The organism is Streptomyces sp. NPDC088747 (assembly GCF_044751025.1).
Classification (GTDB): domain Bacteria; phylum Actinomycetota; class Actinomycetes; order Streptomycetales; family Streptomycetaceae; genus Streptomyces.
On sequence record NZ_JBIVKZ010000017.1, the window covers coordinates 63,327 to 82,494 of the forward strand.

A 19,168-nucleotide genomic window follows, 5' to 3' on the forward strand; every position below is an offset into this window, starting at 1 on the left:
TTTTGCACCCATCTGCCTGCTCCGCAAGTGCGGAGATCGTATCACCGTACGAACACATGACTGACCGTCAATAGCCCCAATTGTGGAGGAGGTTGGCGGCGCGCCGGGGCCCGCCTCTCGGTGGGGTGCCGGTTGCCGGTGAGGGTGTCAATTTGTCGATCTGAATTCGGCTCCGGTCCGGTGCCCGCCCGTCCGGGGCTCGGGCCCGGAGCGCCCCGCCGTTCTGCGCCTTTGCGGGTGCCCGGACCTTCGTCGTCGGTCGCCGCTCCTCGAACGCCGGTAACCCGGCCCGGTGTTCGGCTCCGGTCGATTCCCCGAGGTCGCAGCCGTCGCCGGGGGAGTGTGAAGTGTCCAGGACGTGGCCGTACGTGGTGAGATGTGGCTTATTGATCAACGTGACGGGCGTGACACCTTCGGGGTCCGCGTGGCGTCGGCCGCCCCGGGTGTCGACCGGGGGCGCGTGGGCGGGAGTTCGGGCGAGTGCGGCCGGCTCGGGGGAGCCGGGCGGCGAGGTGGCATTCTCGGCAATCCCACAGGGGAATCCCAGGGGGTGGTCCGGGTGAGAATGTGTGGAACTTGCGGTGTCGCGCGGTGAATCCCTCTGGTATTACCGATGCATGGAGACAGAGCGGTTCATCGGCGTCGACCTCGCCTGGGCGCACAGCGGAACTCGTCCGAAGCTCAACGAGACCGGTGTGGCAGCCATCGATCGTCACGGTGTGGTGGTCGATTGCGGCTGGACCCGGGGAATCGAGGAGACGACGGCCTGGATTACCAGGACGGCTGTCGCCGGATCGGCGCTGTTATTTGTCGACGCCCCGCTGATCGTGGACAATCCGGCCGGCCAGCGTTCGTGTGAGCGTGAGGTCGGTCAGAGATACGGCCGTTGGAAGGTGAGTGCGAACAGCACCAATCAGAACTCCCCGCGCCTTGCCGGTGTGCTTTTGCGGAAAGCGCTGGAAGAGTCCGGCTGGGTTTACGACGACGGCAGGGGCGGGCCGCCGACGGGCGGGCGTGCCATGTCCGAGTGCTACCCGTACACGACCCTCGTCGGGGCCCACGAGCTGGGCTACGACCAGGAACGGCCCACGTACAAGCGGCGGCCGGTGCGGGTGCCGACGGCCCAGTGGCGGGCGGTCCGGTCCCGGGAGTGCGACCGGCTGATCGAACGGATGGCGGGCCTGGCCACTGCGGACCCGCCCCTTCAACTCGCGTCGCACGCGGTCTCCCGCCGACTCCTCGCCGAGCCGTCACCGCAGGGCGCCGCCGACTACAAACACCGGGAAGATCTCCTGGACGCCCTGCTCTGCGCGTGGACGGCCGCGCTGTGGTCGCAGCACGGACTCGAACGCTGCCAGGTCCTCGGAGCGAACACCCCCGCCCCGGCCGGACACGCCGCCACGATCATCGCGCCCGCCCGCCCCGAGCAGCGGCGGCCCTGCTTCTAGCGGGCGGGACCGCCGCCAAGCCGCGCCCGGCGGCGGTCCCCGGCTCTCGGCGGTCGCGGGCCTGCCCCGGAGCGACCGCAGCCGACCCTCGGCCGGCGACGGCCCGCCTGGCGGGTGGGGCCGGTACCGGCAGGGTGGTGCCGGTACTTCGCCGGGCGGCGTGGGTGCTTCGCCGAGTGGCGCCAGAACTCCGCCGAGTGGCGCCGGTACGGTCCCGAGCGCCGCTGAGTACTCGGAGCGGGTGGTCCCGGACCGGTCGAGCCCGCTGTCACGATCAGCCGCCTGCCGCCTGCGGCCTGCGGCCTGCGGCCTGCGGCCAGCCCGTTCGCGCCGAGCGGCGACGGGCCCGTCCTGGCGGTCGTGGCCGACCGCCGGACGTCGGCCCCACGAAAAGCACTCCGTGCCGAAGGCACCGCGCGGAAGCACGCCGGCTCATCGGGCGGCGGCGGACCCGCCCTCGCACACGGGCGAACCCGCCGCCGCTCGGCGGACGTACCGGCACCACCGGCGGGGTACTGACACCGCCCGACGGAAGTACCGGCGCCGCTCGGCGGAGTACCGGCACCTCCGGGCGGGTGGGCCGTCGCCGTTCGAGGGCCTGCTGCTAGGGCTCGGAGGCGCCGGTCTCGGCTGCTGGAGGACGGGACGGGGCTCTCGGGGTGGTCCCGGCTCAAGCCAGCGTGTCGCGAAGCAGCTTGGCGTTCTTCACGGTCTGGCTCGATCCGCCGCGCGCGGCCACCGCCGTGACCTCGGGTATCTCTCCCTTGGCCGCGCAGCGGGAGGCGCATTCGACGGCGAGGGCGAGCAGTTGGGCCGTGCCCCGGAGGGAGGTGTCGCGCAGCAGGCCGGGCAGGGCGGCTTCGAGTACGGACCACACGGTGGCGTGGGCGCCGGTCTCCGCCGCGGCGCGCAGGGAGTCGCTCGCCGGGCCGACGTGGGGCCAGCCGTGGTTCAGCAGTGCCTCCAACTGGCGTCCGAGCAGCCCGGTGTCCAACTGCCCTCGTGCGGCGAGTACGAGCAGGGCGTCCACCACCGCGTCGGTGTCCAGTTGCCAGATCAACCCGAACGCGACCGCCAGGTGCACCGAGTAGCCCGCCGGGCCGCCGGACTCGGCGACGAACGGCAGGACACGGGGCCACCCGCGCTGGGACATGCGCGATTCGAAGTAGTCGCGCGCCATCATCTCCTCGCGGTGGTGCGGCAGTTGAGCGACCCAGAAGGGGGCGATCGGGGTGCCCAGGCCGTTGTTGCCGTCGTACGGGCCGACCAGCGCGGCGGCGGCGGGCGGCAGCGGGGGATCGGTGACGACTCCGGGGCTTACGGGGGTCCACCAACCCTGCGACGCGGGCTTCGGCGGCTTGCGGTGGGGCCAGCCCGCCGGCTCCGACTCCTGGTGCGGGAGACCGCCCGCGCGCAGCCAGCGTGCCAGCCGCTGTCCGGTCTCGGAGGGGAGCGCCTCGGCAGCCGACAGGACCTGCCGGTCCGCTGTCGCGTTGACCCGCAGCAGCGCCTGTGCCAGGTCGACCGGCGCGGGGGTGATCCCGAGCGCGTCGAGTGCCGCGACCCGGTCCACCAGCACGGCCGCGTCCAGGACGCCGGTGCTGAGCGTCGGCACGGCCAGCAGGAACGGCTGTGAGCCGGACTCGATGACGTCCATCGCCTCCGTCAGCCGGGCCGCGAGCATCGATCCGGCCAGCGAGTGTCTGCGGCTCGGGTGGACCTGGACGGCCCGGCGCATCAGGACGGCCCGTCGCCTCGGCTCGTCCCCGCGCACCACGCCCGCCACGTCGTAGAGGTCGGCCTGCACCCAGTCGGAACTCTCCCTCGGGCCCCTGCGCATGACCGGCCGCAACGCCTGGGCCAGCGCGGTCCGGTCGAGGTGCGAGTGCCGGACCAGGCCGTCCAGGGCCCGCTCGAACGCCACCACGTCCCAGTCGTTCGCGACGACGGCGGCGACCTCCTGGGCGACTTCGGCGGCCGTCGCGATGGGGCCGAGCACCGGGTCGGGCTCGGGCACGGCGGGCAGTACGTCCGCGTACGGCTCGTCGTCGGTCTTCCGCGGGGCGCCGAGCGACTCGGCCGCGCGCGCGGCGAGTCCGGGACTGAGTCGTTCGGCGGCGGCCCGCAGTTCGGGCAGCACCGAGTCGTCGGCGGTCTTGAGATGCCGGGCGACGACGGCGAGGGCGCGCTCCTGCAACGCCATGTCCCGGTGGCCGAAGGCCGTGGCCACGTCGACCAGGGCCCGGCCCGCGCGTGACGGATCCCGCCGGATCGCGCGGTCGAGCCAGGTGAGTTGGGCGCGGACCAGCTTCTTCTCCGGACGGAGCAGCACCCGCTCGCACATCTCGGTGCGCGCGTCCGGTTCCAGCAGCCCCGCCCCGTCCACGCCGAACAGGACCTCCTGGGCGTGGGCGGCCACCGGCAACGACCGGTCGAGCAGCGCCAGATGGTCCCTGACCGCGAGCGCGCTCTCGGCCGGGGAGGAGGCCAGGGCGCCCAGGTAGGCGAGGGACGGCGCCGTCTCCATGCGCGTGCCGTCCTGGAGCAGGCGCTCCAGAAGCGGCTCGACCAGTTCGGCGCGCTCACCGGCCGTCGCGGCGTGTTCGGCCGGTGTGAGGGCCAGCGTCCTCAAGGCCTCCGCGGCGTGGTTCTCCCACGGGGGATCGCTGATCAGGGCCGCGAAGATGCCGTGGACCAACTGTGCTCGCTCGGCCGCGTCTTCGGCGGTGAGGCCGACGAGCGCTTCCAGCGTCTCCTTCCTGCCCAGGACCAGACGTCCCGGTCGTGCCAGTGCCAAGGGGAGGAGGGCCGGAGTGAAGTCGTCGGCGCGCAGCCGCTCAAGAAGGTCGGAGCCCGGTGCGCCACCCAGAAACCGGGGCGGACGAGCATGGTTGTTGGAGCGGTTGAGAAGCCAGGCGAACACGAACTCGTCGGAGGCCGGCACCGGCCTCCCGGTGTCACGGACGAGGTGCTCGGCGATCGTGAACACCTGGTACGAGGCCGTCGCCTGAGCGCCGAGCAGCCCCGCCAGCTCCTCTCGCCAGGCGGCGGGATGCAGGTCCATGACGTCCACCGTCCAGGTGCCGAGCGCGATGAACGGATGGTCCACGAGCCACGCCGCCGCGGCCTCGGGGGTTGCCCGGCAACCGAGTTCGGCGGCGAACCGGGCGGCGTGCTGCTCCGGTGTGACCCCGCGCCAGTCCGTCACCGAGGTGCGGTACGCGTCCAACTCGCCTATCTGTTCTGCTCGCTGATCCGGCGTCAGGGACGCCAGCCCTCGCACCACTTCGGCGGCGTCGCCGGCCTTCACCAGTTCGACCAGTCTCATCGTGCCGCCTCCGTCGCCGCGTCCCGGACCATGCGCACCGCGAGCACATGCTTGCAAGGCCCGCGTCCTCCTCGGTACTTCGCCCACCACAGGCAGGTGCAACTGAGCTGTCCCGCGTCGTCGGCACGGACCACATGGGCGTGATCACCCTCGCCGACCGAGGCCAGCGCTCCGTCCAGCCGGACCGCCCCGCCGGCGACCAGCGCCCTGGCTCCGCGCAGTCGGGGATTGCGTGCCTCCGCGGCGCCCGAGGAGAAGGGCAGGTGCCGGTGGAAGTACGTCTCCTCCGCGAGGTCGTAGCCGATCTGCCCGGACGTCCCCAGCACCGTGAGGGCGGCGCGCACCCGCTCGGGAGCCAGCCCGGCCTGCCGGGACAGCTCGGGCACGTCGATCCTCGGCTCCCAGGCCAGCAGCGCCGAGACCAGGTCCGCGTCGTCCGCCGCCGAGCCGGTGGCCAGGTCGAAGAGGACCCCGCCCTCGCCGGAGAACCCGCGCGAGGCGTCCTGGGAGAGCATCAACGTCAGGCGCATGTCCGGCAGTTCGACCTCCCACGCGACGGCCGCCGGCTGTCGCTCCGCGTCGGCCGGGCTGTACACCCGCAGGGTCGTGGCGTGCCGCAGCACCTGCTGGAGCGCCAACAGCCGCTCGGGTCCCGGCAGACACACGGCACCCGGCACCGGCCTGCTCGCCGGACGCAGGGCGCGACCCGTCGGCACCACCCAGCGCGTCGTACGGGCACTCGACTGACGGGTGGGCCGTGGCAGCGTGCGCAGGAAGGCGGCGGCCTCCGCCGCCGGCACCTCGGCACGCGGGACGAAACCCGCCGCGAGCACCTGGGCCTCGGCGAAGCCGCGCAACCAGCGCTCCGGCAGTGGTACCCGCTTCTCCACGAACCGGCCGTCGAACGTGGTGACCTCCAACTCGTCCGGCCCGACCGCCAGTCGCAGCGGATCGAGGCCGCCGAGCGTGGCGAGCGCCCGTCTGAGGGGGGAGTTGATGTCGACGTTGGTCGTGCCGTGGCCGACGTCGTCGCCGTCGAGACCAGGCGCGAGCACGTCGAGGCGCGCGTAGACGCCGCAGCAGCCGGAGAAGGACTCCATCCGCAGCCGGTCGCCGTCGGCCGTCACCACCGGGTCGAGCGAGGCCGGCGCGGCGGGCTGGTAGTAGCGGGTGGCCGCCACGTCGGCGACCGCGAGCAGTGCCGCCGCCGCGGCGACCGGCGCCGTCAGAAAACCGTTGAAGAAGCGGGGATTGGCCGCCTCGCCGAACGGAGTGGCACCACCGGAGGTCTCCAGCGCGAGGACGCGCCGCCCGGTCGTGGGATCGTGCACCGCCGACGGACGTAAGTAAGCGTAGGACTGTATGTGTGAGGTCACGTGGACACCGTACGGGCGGGCGGTGACAGGGCGACCGAGACCCTCAAGTGGTGTACTGCGGGGCCGACTTGGACGGCCGGACCGTACGGGGGAGTGGCCCCGGAGGTGCCCCTGAGGTCCGCGTGGCCTGCCCCTGACGTCCGCGTGGCCTGCCCGTGACGTGCCCGTGGCGTGCCTGGGGCGTGCCCGTGGCGTGTCCGGCCGCGGTGGGTGATGGCTAGGGTGCTCGGCATGACAGCGGATCTTCAGGCGTCCTCTGTCGCCGCCGGCGGTGGCGACACCCGCCTCGGCCAGTTGATCGTCACGGTCTTCGGTCTGTACGCGCGCGGCGAGCACAACTGGCTCTCCGTCGCGTCGGTGGTGCGGCTCATGGCGGACCTCGGCGCGGAGGAACAGGCCGTACGGTCCGCGGTGTCCCGGCTGAAGCGTCGCGGGGTACTGCGCAGCGAGCGCCACGCGAACGCGGCGGGCTACTCCCTCGCCGATCCAACCCTGGAAGTGCTCGCCGAGGGCGATGTACGCATCTTCGAGCGGGCCCGAGCGGTCGCGGAGGACGGCTGGCTCGTGGTCGTGTTCTCGGTGCCGGAGTCCGAGCGCGAGAAGCGGCACGCGCTGCGGACGAGCCTGACCCGGCTGGGCTTCGGCACCGCCGCGCCCGGCGTGTGGGTGGCGCCTGGGAACCTGGCGGAGGAGACCCGGCGGACCCTTGAACGCCGCGGGCTGACCGCGTACGTGGACATCTTCACCGGCGACCACTTCGCCTTCGGTGACCTGCGGTCGAAGGTCCGCGTGTGGTGGGACCTGGACGAACTCACCACGCTGTACACGGACTTCCTGCGACGCTACGGCCCTGTCCTTGACCGGATCGCTGCGGACGGGACGACTCCGCTGGAGGCGTTCAGGACGTACGTCCCGATGCTCACCCAGTGGCGGCGGCTCCCCTACCGGGACCCGGGGCTCCCGCTGTCACTGCTGCCGCCGCGGTGGCACGGCGTGCGGGCGGGCGCGATGTTCCAGGAACTGGACTCGTCCCTCGGCGGTCCGGCGCGCGAGCACGCCGTGGCGGTCATCCACGGGGCGCGATAGCCGGACCGGCTCGCCCGCGCCCCACGGCTCGCCCGAGCCCCCCACACACCCACCCGTGCCCCGCCTACCGGGGGCAGCCGTCACCCGTCACCCCCGCGGCGCCCGGAGCCGCTCCTCGGGGATCACCGCCACGCCGAGAATCTCGATGAGGGCCTCGGGCTGCCACAGGGCCGTGCACCCGATTCCGGCCATGGCCGGGTAGACGGGGCCGGCGAGTTCGCGCCAGACCTCGCCGATCTCCTTGCCGTGGGCCTGGTAGTCGGGGATGTCGGTGAGGTAGATGGTCACGCTGACCAGGTCCGCGGGCTCGCCCCCCACCTCGCGCAGCGTGGTCAGCACGTTCCCGAACGCCTGGCGGAACTGCTCCACGATGCCGCCCGGCACGATCCTCATGTCCGCGTCCAGGGCGGTCTGGCCGCCGAGGTGGAGCGTGTTCCCCGCGAGGGTTCCGTGCGAGTAGCCGCGTGGTGCGGCGAGGGACGCGGGGTTCACGGCGACGGGTGACGTCATGCGGCGGGCCTCCAGGGAGTTCGACCGGACGTCGCTCCGGAATCCAGAGCGGAATCCAGAGCGGATCCGGACCGGAATCCGACCGGCATCCGATCCGTCCGGCGGTTCGTATTGACAATAATTGACGACGGTGAAAAATACGAGACATGGCGTGTTCGGCCCCGCCCATTCGGTGGCACCCCTCGGTGGTACCGATGCCGGCGCCACCGCGGCCCGTCCCGCGACCACCGAAACGGAGCCGACCCGTGGAGCCCGACCTCAGCAAGTACCGCCTCGAAGGCGACAACTCGATGTACCGACTGGCCAGCGGTCTCGTCGCCCCCGTCGTGACACGCGGCGGCGCGGAGGACGGCGGCACCGCGGACTCGGGCGGGGCCGTCCGGATCTCCGGCGTGAGCATCCAGCACACCCCGGCGACGAGGCTCTGGTTCGGCAAGGTCAGTAACGACCCCGGCTACCGCTCGGTCACCCATCACCACGGCGAGGCCGAGACCGGCGGCTACGTCCTGTCGGGCCGGGCGCGCATCTACTTCGGCGAGAAGTTCGAGGACTACGTCGACATGGCGGAGGGCGACTGGGTCTTCGTACCGCCCTTCATGCCGCACGTCGAGTGCAACCTCTCGCGCACGAAACCGCTGACGTGGATGACGACCAGGACCCCGGAGAACATCGTCGTGAACCTCCCCGACGTCGCCGACACCGACCTGCGCGACTGGCTCGACCGATGAGGACAGGGGCCCCCGGGGTGACCGGCACCTCCCCGACCTCGGCCGTCTTCACCGCCGCCGTCACGCTGACGCCCGCCGAGCCCGAGCACTTCGATCTCGCCTTCACCGCCGTCACCCAGCCGTGCCCGTGGCCCAAGGCGTACGGCGGCGACCTGGTCGCCGCCGCCCTGGCCGCGGCGATGCGCTCGGTGACCGACGGCAAGACACTCCACTCGACGCACAGTTACTTCCTGCGGCCCGCCGACATCGGGGCGAGCGTGCGGTACGAGGTGGAGGTGCTGCGCGACGGCCGGGGCTACAGCACCCGGCAGGTACGCGGCTACCAGAACGGCAGACCGCTCTACGTCTGCCTGGCCAACTTCGCCGCGGGCGAGCCCGGCGGGACGTTCGAGACGCCGCTCACCGAGATCGTCGCCGGCCCCGATGACCTGCCCGACTCGGCGGCGTACCTCGCGGAGCGCGACGGCGGCACGATGACCGCCGGGTCGAAGGCCTACTGGTCGGGCGGTCGCGGCTTCGACATGCGCCATGTGCCCGGCCCCGTCTACCTCACCGTCGAGGGCAAGCGGGTGCCGCACCAGGCGGTGTGGCTGAAGCCCTTCGACCCGCTGCGGCCCGTCGAGGGACTGACCGACGCGCAGCGCGACCTCGCCGCCCTCGCGTACGTGTGCGACTACACGATCCTCGAACCCGTCCTGCGGGTGCTCGGCCTGCCCTGGGCCGCACCCGGACTCGTCACCGCCAGCCTCGACCACGCCATGTGGTTCCACCGTCCGGGACCGGTGGACGACTGGCTCCTCTACGTCCAGGAAGCGGCGGCCGCGGACGCGGGCCGCGGTCTGGGCACGGGCCGCTTCTTCACGCGCGACCACCGTCACCTGGCCACCGTGGTCCAGGAGGGCATGATCCGCACCGCCTGACCCGCCGCCCTCCCCCGGCGGGCTCCCGGAAGGACCCCTCCGTTGTCTCCTTCGACTCCGTTGTCCCTTTCGACCTCGGCGCACCAGGACACCTTCGCCCGCGACCACCTGCCGCCCGCGAGTCTGTGGCCGACCATCGAGTTCTCCACGCCCGAACTCCACTACCCGGACCGGCTCAACGCCGCCACCGAACTCCTCGACGTCCCGATCTCGGTCCACGGGGCCGACCGACCGGCACTGCGCACCCCGGCGGGCGAGATGTGGACGTACGGCCGACTGCGCACGCGCGCCAACCAGGTCGCCCAGGTGCTGACCGAGGACCTGGCCCTGGTCCCGGGGCAGCGGGTCATGCTGCGCGCGCCCAACAACCCCTGGGCGGTGGCGTGTTGGCTGGGTGTACTCAAGGCCGGCGGAGTCGTGGTGACCACCATGGCAGCGCTGCGGGCCCGTGAGATCGCCCCGGTCGTCGAGCGGACCCTGCCCTCGATAGCGCTGGTGGACCACCGGTTCACCGAGGAGGCCCACACCGTCCGGGACACCGTCCTGCCGTCGCTGAAGGTGGTGGAGTACGGCGGCACCGGTCCGGAGGATCTCGTGGTGCGCGCCGCGGTCAAGTCCGGTGACTTCACGGACGTACGGACCGCCGCGGACGACGTCGCCCTCCTCGGACCGACGTCCGGCAGCACCGGGACCCCCAAGATCACCATGCACTTCCACCGCGACATCCTGTCCATCGACAACACCTTCGGCCGGCACACCCTGAGGCTCGTCCCCGACGACCTCGTCGCCTGCACCGCGCCCTTCGCCTTCACCTTCGGCCTCGGCATGCTGATCGTCTTCCCGCTGCGGGCCGGTGCCTGCGCCCTGCTGACCGAGTCCGCCACCCCGCCACAACTCGCGGACGTGGTCGAGCGGGAGGGCGTCACCGTGCTCGCGACGGCGCCCACCGCGTACCGGGCGATCGTGCGAGAAGGCCAGGAGCAGCGGCTGGCCGGGCTGCGCGCCGGGGTGTCCGCCGGCGAACACATCTCCGAGGTCACCTGGGAGCGGCTGCGCGACGGCATCGGACTCAGGGTCATCGACGGCATCGGCGCCACCGAACTGCTGCACATCTTCATCTCCGCGGCCGGTGACGACATCAGGCCCGGCGCCACCGGGAAACCGGTGCCGGGGTACCGCGCGACCGTCCTCGGCCCCGACGGCACCGAACTGGGCCCCGGTGAACCGGGGTTGCTCGGCGTCATCGGTCCGGTCGGCTGCCGCTACCTCGGCGGCGAACGGCAGAGCGACTACGTCGTGAACGGCTGGAACGTCACCGGCGACGTCTTCCACCGCGACGAGGACGGCTACTTCTTCTACCGGGCGCGCAGCGACAGCATGATCGTCTCCTCGGGCTACAACATCGGCGGGCCCGAGGTGGAGGCCGCCGTCGACACCCATCCCGACGTGCTGGAGTCCGCCGTCGTCGGCAGACCCGACGCCGAGCGCGGTTCCGTGGTGTGCGCCTTCGTCGTGCTCCGCGACGGGGTGGCGGGCGACCTGGCCAAGGCCAAGGAGATCCAGGACCACGTCAAGGCGGTCCTGGCTCCCTACAAGTACCCACGTGACGTGCGGTTCCGCGACTCCCTGCCGCGCAACACGAGCGGCAAGCTCCAGCGTTTCGCACTCCGCGAGATCGTCGAGGCCGAGCAGACCGCCGCGTCCGCCGGTGAGCAGTGAGAGGAACAACCCCCTTGAAGATCGCGATCGTCGGCGGCGGACCGGGCGGGCTCTACTTCGCCGCGCTGATGAAACAGCTCGACCCGGCCCACGACGTCACCGTCTGGGAGCGCAACGCCTCCGACGACACCTTCGGCTTCGGCGTGGTCTTCTCCGACGAGACGCTCGGCGGCATCGGGAACGCCGACACCGAGTTCGCCGACGCCATGGGGCGGCGGTTCGCCCGCTGGACCGACATCGACATCCACTTCGGCGGCGAGAGCCACACCGTCGGCGGCCAGGGCTTCGCCGCCATGAGCCGAGGGGAACTGCTCCGGCTGCTCCAGGAGCGCTGCCGTGACCTGGGGGTCCTGGTGCACTTCCGCACCTCGGCTCCGGACGGCCTGACCGGCTCCCACGACCTGGTGGTCGGCGCCGACGGGGCGAACTCCCTTGTCCGGTCCGCCCATTCGGAGGTCTTCCGGCCCACCCTGGACCGCCGCCACAACAAGTACATGTGGCTCGGCACCGACCGGGTCTTCGAGGCATTCCAGTTCTTCGTCAAGGAGACGGAGTGGGGGACCATGCAGGTCCACGGCTACCCCTACTCCGACACCGGCTCGACCTTCATCGTCGAGATGCGCGAGGACGTCTGGCGCCGCGCGGGGTTCGACGCCACCGAGGACGACGAGTTCGGGCCCGGAGTCTCCGACGAGCAGGCGGTCGACCGCGTCCGCGAACTCTTCGCCGGGGAACTCGACGGCCACCAGGTGTTCGCCAACAACTCGAAGTGGCTCGACTTCACGACCGTACGCAACGAACGGTGGCACCACGGCAACCTCGTCCTCGTCGGCGACGCCGCGCACACCGCGCACTTCTCGATCGGTTCGGGAACCAAGCTGGCGATGGAGGACTCCCTCGCCCTCGCCGCCTGCCTGCACGAACACCCCTCCGTGGAGGAGGCGTTGACCGCCTACGAGACCGAGCGGCGGCCCGTGGTCGAGTCCACCCAGCGGGCGGCGCAGGCCTCGCTCGAGTGGTTCGAGAACATCGGCATGTACGTCCACCAGGAGCCGACCCAGTTCTGCTTCAACCTGCTCACCCGCTCGCGCCGCATCACGTACGACAACCTCCGCGCCCGTGACGAGGAGTTCGCCGGCCGGGTCGACGAGGCCTTCGCCGCGGCTCAGGGGATCGACGGCGGCGACCGTGTGCCGGCGATGTTCCAGCCGTTCAAGCTGGGGGAGTTGGAGCTGCGGAACCGGGTGATCGTCTCCCCGATGGACATGTACTCGGCCGTGGACGGCGTGCCCGGCGACTTCCATCTCGTCCACCTCGGCTCCAAGGCGATGGGCGGCGCCGGGCTGGTCATGACGGAGATGGTCTGCCCCTCGCCCGAGGGGCGGATCACCCCGGGCTGCGCGGGACTGTGGACCGACGAACAGCGGGACTCCTGGGCGCGGATCGTCTCCTTCGTCCATGACCGCAGCTCCGCGCGCATCGGCCTCCAGCTCGGCCACGCGGGCCGCAAGGGTTCCACCCGGCTGATGTGGGAGGGCATGGACGAGCCGCTGCCGGAGGGGAACTGGGAGGTCACCGGCCCCTCTCCGCTGCCGTACGGCCCCGGGTCGGCCGTTCCGCGTGAGCTGACCCGCGCCGACCTCGACCGGATCCTCGCGGACTTCGTCGGGGCGGCGCGGCGCGGCGCCGAGGCGGGGTTCGACCTGCTCGAACTCCACTGCGCGCACGGCTATCTGCTGTCCTCCTTCCTGTCGCCGGTGGCCAACCACCGCACCGACGAGTACGGCGGACCGCTCGGGAACCGGCTCCGTTTCCCGCTGGAGGTGTTCGACGCCGTGCGCGCGGCCTGGCCCGCCGGGCGGCCGGTGATCGTGCGCGTCTCGGCCACCGACTGGGTGCCGGACGGCAACACCGAGCACGACGCCGTCGAGATCGCCCGCGCCTTCATCGCCCACGGGGCGGACGCCATCGACGTGTCCTCGGGCCAGGTGACCGGTAACGAGCGCCCCGCGTACGGCCGTTCCTACCAGACACCGTTCGCGGACCGGATCCGCCACGAGGTCGCCGCGGCCACCGGTACGGCGGTCATCGCGGTCGGCGCCATCGCCTCGTACGACGACGTCAACTCGATCCTGCTGGCAGGCCGCGCCGACCTGTGCGCCCTCGGCCGCACCCACCTCTACGACCCGCACTGGACCCTGCACGCGGCGGCCGAGCAGGAGTACCGGGGCGCTGCGGCGCCGTGGCCGGCGCAGTTCGACGCCGGGCGCCGCAGGCCGCCGACCTCGCGCACCGACGCGGTGCGGCCCCGGCTGTCGCTGCTGCGGGCCGAGGAGTCCGACCGGAACGTTCACTTGCGCTGGACACCGCCGCGCGAACCGGCTTCGGTGTGACGCGAACCGCGCGGTGCCGGCGGGTCCGGTGCCGCCGTCCACGTGCCAGGAGGTCCTCATGCCCGAGCCGTCCGTCCTCTCCGCCCTGGTAGCCGCGTTGCGTGACGGGTCGGTCGAAGTCGTCGACCTCACCTCGCCGTTGTCCGCGTCCACGCCGGTGATCCAGCTGCCGCCCGAGTTCGGCCAGACCGCGGTGTTCGAACTGGAGGAGATCAGCAGGTACGACGACCGGGGGCCGGCCTGGTACTGGAACAACTTCCGCAGCGGTGAGCACACCGGCACCCACTTCGACGCGCCGAACCACTGGGTCACCGGGAAAGACCTCGACGACGTGGCGTCCGTACCCGCACGCCGCCTGATCGCGCCGGCCGCGGTGCTTGACCTCTCCGCCGAGGCGGCGCGGGACCCCGACTTCCTCGTCGAGGTGGACCATGTGAAGGCCTGGGAGGCCGAGTACGGGCCGCTGCCCGAGGGCGGCTGGCTGCTGGTGCGGACCGGCTGGGACGCCAGGTCGCACGCGCAGGAGCCGTTCCTCAACGCCGACGAGAACGGGCCGCACACGCCCGGTCTGTCCCCGGAGTGCGCGCGCTGGGTGGCGCAGCAGTCGCCGGTGATCGGCCTCGGCGTGGAGACGGTGGGCACGGACGCCGGTGCCGCGCACTCCTTCGACCCGGCCTTTCCCTGCCACTCCTATCTCATGGGCGGCGGCAAGTACGGTCTCACGCAGCTCCGGAACGTGGGCGCGCTGCCGCCGACCGGGTCCGTCGTCATCGCGGGGCCGCTGCCCATCGTCACCGGATCCGGTGCTCCCGCGCGGGTGCTCGCTCTGGTGGAGCGTTCATGAAGGTCGCGGAGGCCGTCGGCAGGGCGCTGGCGGCGGCCGGGGTCGACCGTGTCTTCGGTGTCGTCGGGTCGGGCAACTTCCGGCTCACCAACGGGGCGATGGCCGGGGGCGCGCGGTTCGTCGCCGCGCGGCACGAGGGCGGGGCGGCGACGATGGCCGACGCGTACGCCCGGATGAGCGGCACGGTGGCGGCGCTGAGCGTGCATCAGGGCCCCGGGCTGACCAACGCCCTCACCGGTGTCACCGAGGCCGCCAAGAGCCGTACCCCGCTGGTGGTGTTGGCGGCCGAGGCCCCGGAGCCGAGGTCCAACTTCCATGTGGACCAGGAGGCGTTGGCGCACGCGGTCGGCGCGGTGCCGGTCCGGGTGACCTCCGCCGAGGGTGCGGTCGAGGAGACGTGTGCCGCCGTACGGACGGCGCTGCACGAGCGGCGGACCGTGCTCCTCAACCTCCCGCTGCACGTACAGGCTCTGGACGTGCCCGAAGGCGCGCTGGACCGGGCCGAACCGCCTGCCGCGCGGGCCGCGGTCGAGCCGTCGGCGGCCGGCACGGCGGCGCTGACGGCCCTGCTGGAACAGGCCCGGCGGCCCGTGTTCGTGGCCGGACGGGGAGCGCGCACCCTCGGCGGCCGGGACGCGCTCGTCGAACTCGCCGACCACTACGGCGCGTTGCTCGCGACCTCGGCCGTCGCCCGCGGCCTGTTCCAGGGCAGCCCGTGGTCGCTCGACGTCTCCGGCGGCTTCTCCTCGCCGCGGGCCGCCGAGTTGATCGAGCGGGCGGACCTGATCGTGGGGTGGGGCTGCGCCCTGAACATGTGGACCATGCGGCACGGCCGGCTCATCGGCCCCGACACGGCCGTCGTCCAGGTCGACGACGACCCGTCGGCACTCGGCGCGCACCGGGCGCTGCGGCTCGGTGTCACCGGAGACGTCGAACTCACCGCGCGGCGTGCGCTCGAAGGAGCGGTGGGCGGGCCGCGACAGGGGTACCGGACCGCCGCCGTCGAGGCGTCCATCGCCGCGCGCGTGCGCTGGCGGGATGTGTCCTACGAGGACACGGGCACCCGGGAGCGGATCGACCCGCGCACGCTGAGCATCGCCCTCGACGACCTCCTTCCCGCCGAGCGGGTGATCGGCGTGGACTCCGGAAACTTCATGGGCTACCCGAGCATGTTCCTGTCGGTGCCCGACCACCAAGGGCTCTGCTTCACCCAGGCGTTCCAGTCGATCGGCCTCGGCCTCGCGACCGCCGTCGGCGCCGCCCTCGCCCACCCCGACCGCCTGCCGGTGGCCGCCCTCGGCGACGGCGGCGCCCTGATGGGAGCCGCCGAACTCGACACCGTACGGCGCCTCGGACTCCCCATGGTGGTCATCGTCTACAACGACGACGCCTACGGAGCGGAGGTCCACCACTTCGCCCCCGACGGACACCCCCTCGACACGGTCGTCTTCCCGCCCACCGACATCGCCGCCATCGGCCGCGGCTACGGCTTCGAGGCGGTGACCGTCAAAACCCCCGACGACCTCCGCCCCGTACGCCACTGGCTGACCGGCCCCCGCTCCAACCCCCTCCTCATCGACGCGAAGATCGTCAGCGACCAGGGAGCCTGGTGGCTGGAGGAGGCGTTCCGGGGTCACTGAGGGGGCTGTCCGAAGAGGCGCCCGGCCCTTACTCCGTACGCAGCGCGGTAGCCGTTCGGGTTCTGGCTGCCCAGCCTGCCGGTAGGAGGGCGCCGAGGAGGGCGATGGTGATTCCGGCCAGGGCCAGGAGGAGGAGTTGCCAGGGTTCGTAGACGTCGAGGACCGACGGGGGGAGGTTGGTGCCGGCGGCGTGGCCCATGACGGGGAGGACGTAGGCGTGCAGGGTGTGGCCGAGGGGGACGCCGATCAGGCCGCCGAGTACGCCGATGCCGGTGACCGAGGCGAGGACGAGGCTCACGGTCTGGCGGGGTGACATGCCGAGGGCCTTGCAGACGCCGAGGTCGTGGACGCGCTCGCGGGTGTCGAGGACCGCGGAGTTGAGGACGCCGAGGCCTGCGACGGACACCAGCATGAGGGTGAGGAGCACGGCCATCGCGTTCAGGACGAGGATCATGTTCTCGCCCTCCGAGGGGGAGTTGACCATCACGTCCGCGCCCAGCGGACCGACCGCCGAGGAGAGTTCCTCGGCGTACTGGACGGGGGAGACCCCCGGTTTCAGGCCGATGAGGAAGAGTCCGGGCTCGGCCGCCGCGAAGCTCGCGACGTGCGCGTGGAGGTTCAGGCCGCCGTCGGAGGTGTCGAAGGCCTCGCCGACGATCCGCAGGGTCTCGGTGTCCTTCTGGTACGTCACCCGCACCGTGTCACCGATCTCGGTGCCGGTCCGCTCCAGGAACGCCGTGGGCACCACGACCTCGCCGGCGCCGTTGATCCAGCGCCCGGCGATCATCTCGTAACCGCCGGCCCCCAGATCCCCCTCGTAGAGGCTGGCCCGGACCGCGCCGGAGATCCCGGCCACTGTCACCTCGCCCCGGGCCAGCCCGTAGGACGAGGCGGTGCCCTCCTGGCCCGCGATCGCGGCGCGCACCTTCGCCGGGTCGGCCGTCGGGGCCTCGGCCCCGATCTCCACGGGCTCGCCGGGACCGGCATGCCGCCCGCCGCTGATCACGGTCACCGCGGCGCTCTCCTCGGGATCGGCCGCACTGCCGACCGCGTTCAGGGACGCGGTCAGCCCCACCGCGAACGTCGCCGCGACGGTGCCGAAGGCCACCGCGAGCAGCATCGCGAGAGTACGGACCGGGTGGGCGAACGGGCTCGCGAGGCCGTAGGTCACCGCCCGCGGCAACGGCAGCCGCCCCGCCGCCCGGTGGGCCCACTGACCACGCCCCGTGCGCGGCGCGCGGCCCACCGCGATGGCCTCGACCGTACGCAGCCTCCCGGCCCGCAGCGCCGGGACGAGCGCCGCGATCCCGACGACGGCGAGCGCGGCGGCCGGCACCACGACGTCCACCCACCAGGCCACCGTCAACGACGCACTGCCGTAGGCCTGTTCGGTGTCCTCCAGCAGCGGTACGGCCAGCAGGTTCCCGAGCACGACCCCGAGCGCGATGCCCACCACCGAGGGCACCAACGCCTGGGCGACGTACGCGCGGACCACCTCGCGCGGGGTGAAGCCGATGGCCTTGAGGATGCCGATCCTGCGCAGACCTGTTCCGACCGCCCCGCTGACCACACTGCCCACGATGATCACCGACATGACGATGCCGAGCGCCCCGAAGGCCATGAGAAAGGGGATGGTCGCCGCCGCGCCCTGGTCGGCGTCCCGCTTCGTGTCCAGGTAGGACGTGCTGCCGAGCAGCGCCCCGGCGGGCACGGCGGCGGCGAGTACGTCGCGGTCGGCGGCGATCTGCTTCTTCGAACCGGCCGAGTCGAAGCGGTACAGCATCTGCCGGGTGACCGGGGTGTCCTTCGACGTCAGGGCCCCGACCTGCGCGGGAGTCGCCCACGCGTCGGCGGTCCTGCCGGCCGACACGGCGAGGCCGACGACCGTCAGGGTCCGGGCGTCCTCGTCGTCCGAGGTGCCCGCCGAGGTACCGGTCGAGGTATCGGTCGAGATCTTCAACGTGGAGCCCAGTTCGAAGGCGGGCCCTGCGAACGTCGCGGACAGCACGACCTCGCCCTGCTTCGCCGCCCACCGGCCCGATCTGAGGTCCAGGTCGTCCACGTCGGCCCGCGGCCCCGACCGGCCCACGAGGGTCAGCGCGGGCAGGTTCCTGCCCTGGGAGTCCGTCGCCTTGACCACCGTGGACGGGAACGGCCCCGCGCTCGCGGTGACACCGTCCAGCTCCCCGGTCGCCCGGAGCCGCGCCGTGCCCACCCTCTCCGGGTCGAACTCCACGGTGAGGTGCGGTCCGTGCTGTTTCGCGAAGGCGTGGTCGAAGGGCGCGCTCGACGCGACCATGAGTGATCCGGCGACCACGGCGGAGGCCACCGCCATCATCGTGGCGATGGCGATCACCACGGTCTGCACGCGCCGCCTGCCCACCCCGGCGCGTACGACCTGCCCGAGCGCGCCGGTCCCGAAGCGGCTCATCGGACGGCCTCCGCGCGGGTGTCCAGGGCGAGATGACCGTCGACCAGGTGAATCGTGCGGCTCGCGCACGCCTGCGCCAGCGCCGGATCGTGCGTGACCAGCACGATGGTCTGCCCCCCGCGGTGCAGGTCCACCAGCAACTCCCGTACGTCCTGGCCCGACGCGGAGTCGAGGGCGCCCGTCGGTTCGTCGGCGAGCAGCAGCGCGGGCCGGTTGACCAACGCCCGTGCCACCGCGACCCGTTGGCGCTCACCGCCGGAGAGCCGCCCCGGGTAGGCGCGGGCATGCCTGCGGATGCCCAGGGTCTCCATCAGCTCCTCTGCGCGGGCCGCCGTCTTCCGCCGTGCGCTGCCCGCCAGTTGGGCCGGGAGCTGGATGTTGTCGGTGACGGTGAGGTCGTCGAGCAGGTTGAAGAACTGGAACACCATTCCGATCTGCTCACGACGGAAGCGGGCCAGCACATGCTCGCTCAGACCGTCGAGCCGCCGGCCGGCCACCGACACCGATCCCTCGGTCGCCTTGTCCAGACCCGCGACGAGGTTCAGCAGCGTGGACTTGCCGCTGCCGGACGGCCCGGTCACGGCGAGGGCCTCGCCCTTGGCCACGGAGAGCGTGAGCGGTCCGAGCGCGGGCGTGCCGGAGCCGTCGTAGCGCTTGGCCACGCTCTCCAGTTGGATCACCTGGGTCATGGGAGTCGTCCGTCCCTGGGTTCGTGATGGGGCTTGCCGGGCCCAGCGAACTTAGG

13 protein-coding genes are annotated in these 19,168 nt (G+C 72.3%); 8 read left to right on the plus strand and 5 right to left on the minus strand.

The window, feature by feature from the left end; genetic code table 11:
• Positions 1-617: 617 nt before the first annotated feature.
• Positions 618-1,448 (plus strand): DUF429 domain-containing protein, encoded by an 831-nt coding sequence (locus ACIP79_RS32430; RefSeq protein ID WP_401228901.1) that lies wholly within the window; start codon positions 618-620, stop codon positions 1,446-1,448.
• 670 nt (positions 1,449-2,118) lie between these two features.
• Here ACIP79_RS32430 and ACIP79_RS32435 read toward each other — a convergent pair.
• Positions 2,119-4,776, minus strand: coding sequence for a DUF6493 family protein (locus ACIP79_RS32435; RefSeq protein WP_401228903.1), 2,658 nt, complete (start codon positions 4,774-4,776; stop codon positions 2,119-2,121).
• Positions 4,773-6,152: an SWIM zinc finger family protein gene (locus tag ACIP79_RS32440; protein WP_401228905.1), complete on the minus strand. Its 1,380-nt coding sequence runs from the start codon at positions 6,150-6,152 to the stop codon at positions 4,773-4,775. The genes ACIP79_RS32435 and ACIP79_RS32440 overlap by 4 nt, the downstream gene beginning before the upstream one ends.
• A gap of 231 nt (positions 6,153-6,383) precedes the next feature.
• Between ACIP79_RS32440 and ACIP79_RS32445 the strand changes: the two genes are divergently transcribed.
• The gene (locus ACIP79_RS32445; RefSeq protein ID WP_401228907.1) at positions 6,384-7,238 is read left to right on the plus strand and encodes a PaaX family transcriptional regulator C-terminal domain-containing protein; all 855 of its coding nucleotides are present in this window, start codon (positions 6,384-6,386) and stop codon (positions 7,236-7,238) included.
• Positions 7,239-7,325: 87 nt separating this feature from the next.
• Here the strand turns inward: ACIP79_RS32445 and ACIP79_RS32450 are convergent, their stop codons facing one another.
• Positions 7,326-7,748 (minus strand): RidA family protein, encoded by a 423-nt coding sequence (locus tag ACIP79_RS32450; protein ID WP_401228909.1) that lies wholly within the window; start codon positions 7,746-7,748, stop codon positions 7,326-7,328.
• Positions 7,749-7,993: 245 nt separating this feature from the next.
• Between ACIP79_RS32450 and ACIP79_RS32455 the strand changes: the two genes are divergently transcribed.
• Genes ACIP79_RS32455 through ACIP79_RS32480 form a run of 6 tightly spaced genes read left to right on the plus strand, consistent with a single transcriptional unit; the run spans position 7,994 to position 15,992 of the window.
• The gene (locus tag ACIP79_RS32455) at positions 7,994-8,476 is read left to right on the plus strand and encodes a cupin domain-containing protein (protein ID WP_401228911.1); all 483 of its coding nucleotides are present in this window, start codon (positions 7,994-7,996) and stop codon (positions 8,474-8,476) included.
• Complete coding sequence (locus tag ACIP79_RS32460) at positions 8,473-9,396, plus strand: acyl-CoA thioesterase (RefSeq protein WP_401228913.1); 924 nt, start codon at positions 8,473-8,475, stop codon at positions 9,394-9,396. The genes ACIP79_RS32455 and ACIP79_RS32460 overlap by 4 nt, the downstream gene beginning before the upstream one ends.
• 60 nt (positions 9,397-9,456) lie before the next feature.
• Complete coding sequence (locus tag ACIP79_RS32465) at positions 9,457-11,115, plus strand: AMP-binding protein (RefSeq protein WP_401229220.1); 1,659 nt, start codon at positions 9,457-9,459, stop codon at positions 11,113-11,115.
• Between the two features lie 14 nt (positions 11,116-11,129).
• Positions 11,130-13,508, plus strand: a complete 2,379-nt coding sequence (locus ACIP79_RS32470; protein WP_401228915.1) for a bifunctional salicylyl-CoA 5-hydroxylase/oxidoreductase — start codon at positions 11,130-11,132, stop codon at positions 13,506-13,508.
• A gap of 58 nt (positions 13,509-13,566) precedes the next feature.
• Entirely contained in the window at positions 13,567-14,352 is a 786-nt protein-coding gene (locus tag ACIP79_RS32475) for a cyclase family protein (RefSeq protein WP_401228918.1), read from the plus strand.
• On the plus strand, positions 14,349-15,992 hold the full coding sequence (locus ACIP79_RS32480) for a thiamine pyrophosphate-binding protein (RefSeq protein ID WP_401228921.1): 1,644 nt from the start codon (positions 14,349-14,351) through the stop codon (positions 15,990-15,992). The genes ACIP79_RS32475 and ACIP79_RS32480 overlap by 4 nt, the downstream gene beginning before the upstream one ends.
• Before the next feature lie 28 nt (positions 15,993-16,020).
• On the opposite strand, the gene ACIP79_RS32485 is transcribed toward ACIP79_RS32480, so the two are convergent.
• Together ACIP79_RS32485 and ACIP79_RS32490 are read right to left on the minus strand one after the other, a co-directional pair.
• Positions 16,021-18,423 (minus strand): ABC transporter permease, encoded by a 2,403-nt coding sequence (locus ACIP79_RS32485; RefSeq protein ID WP_401228923.1) that lies wholly within the window; start codon positions 18,421-18,423, stop codon positions 16,021-16,023.
• Positions 18,420-19,112 carry an ABC transporter ATP-binding protein gene (locus ACIP79_RS32490; protein ID WP_401228926.1) on the minus strand — a complete coding sequence of 231 codons (693 nt, stop codon included), beginning with the start codon at positions 19,110-19,112 and terminating at the stop codon, positions 18,420-18,422. Before ACIP79_RS32490 ends, ACIP79_RS32485 begins: the two co-directional genes overlap by 4 nt.
• Between the last annotated feature and the right edge of the window lie 56 nt (positions 19,113-19,168).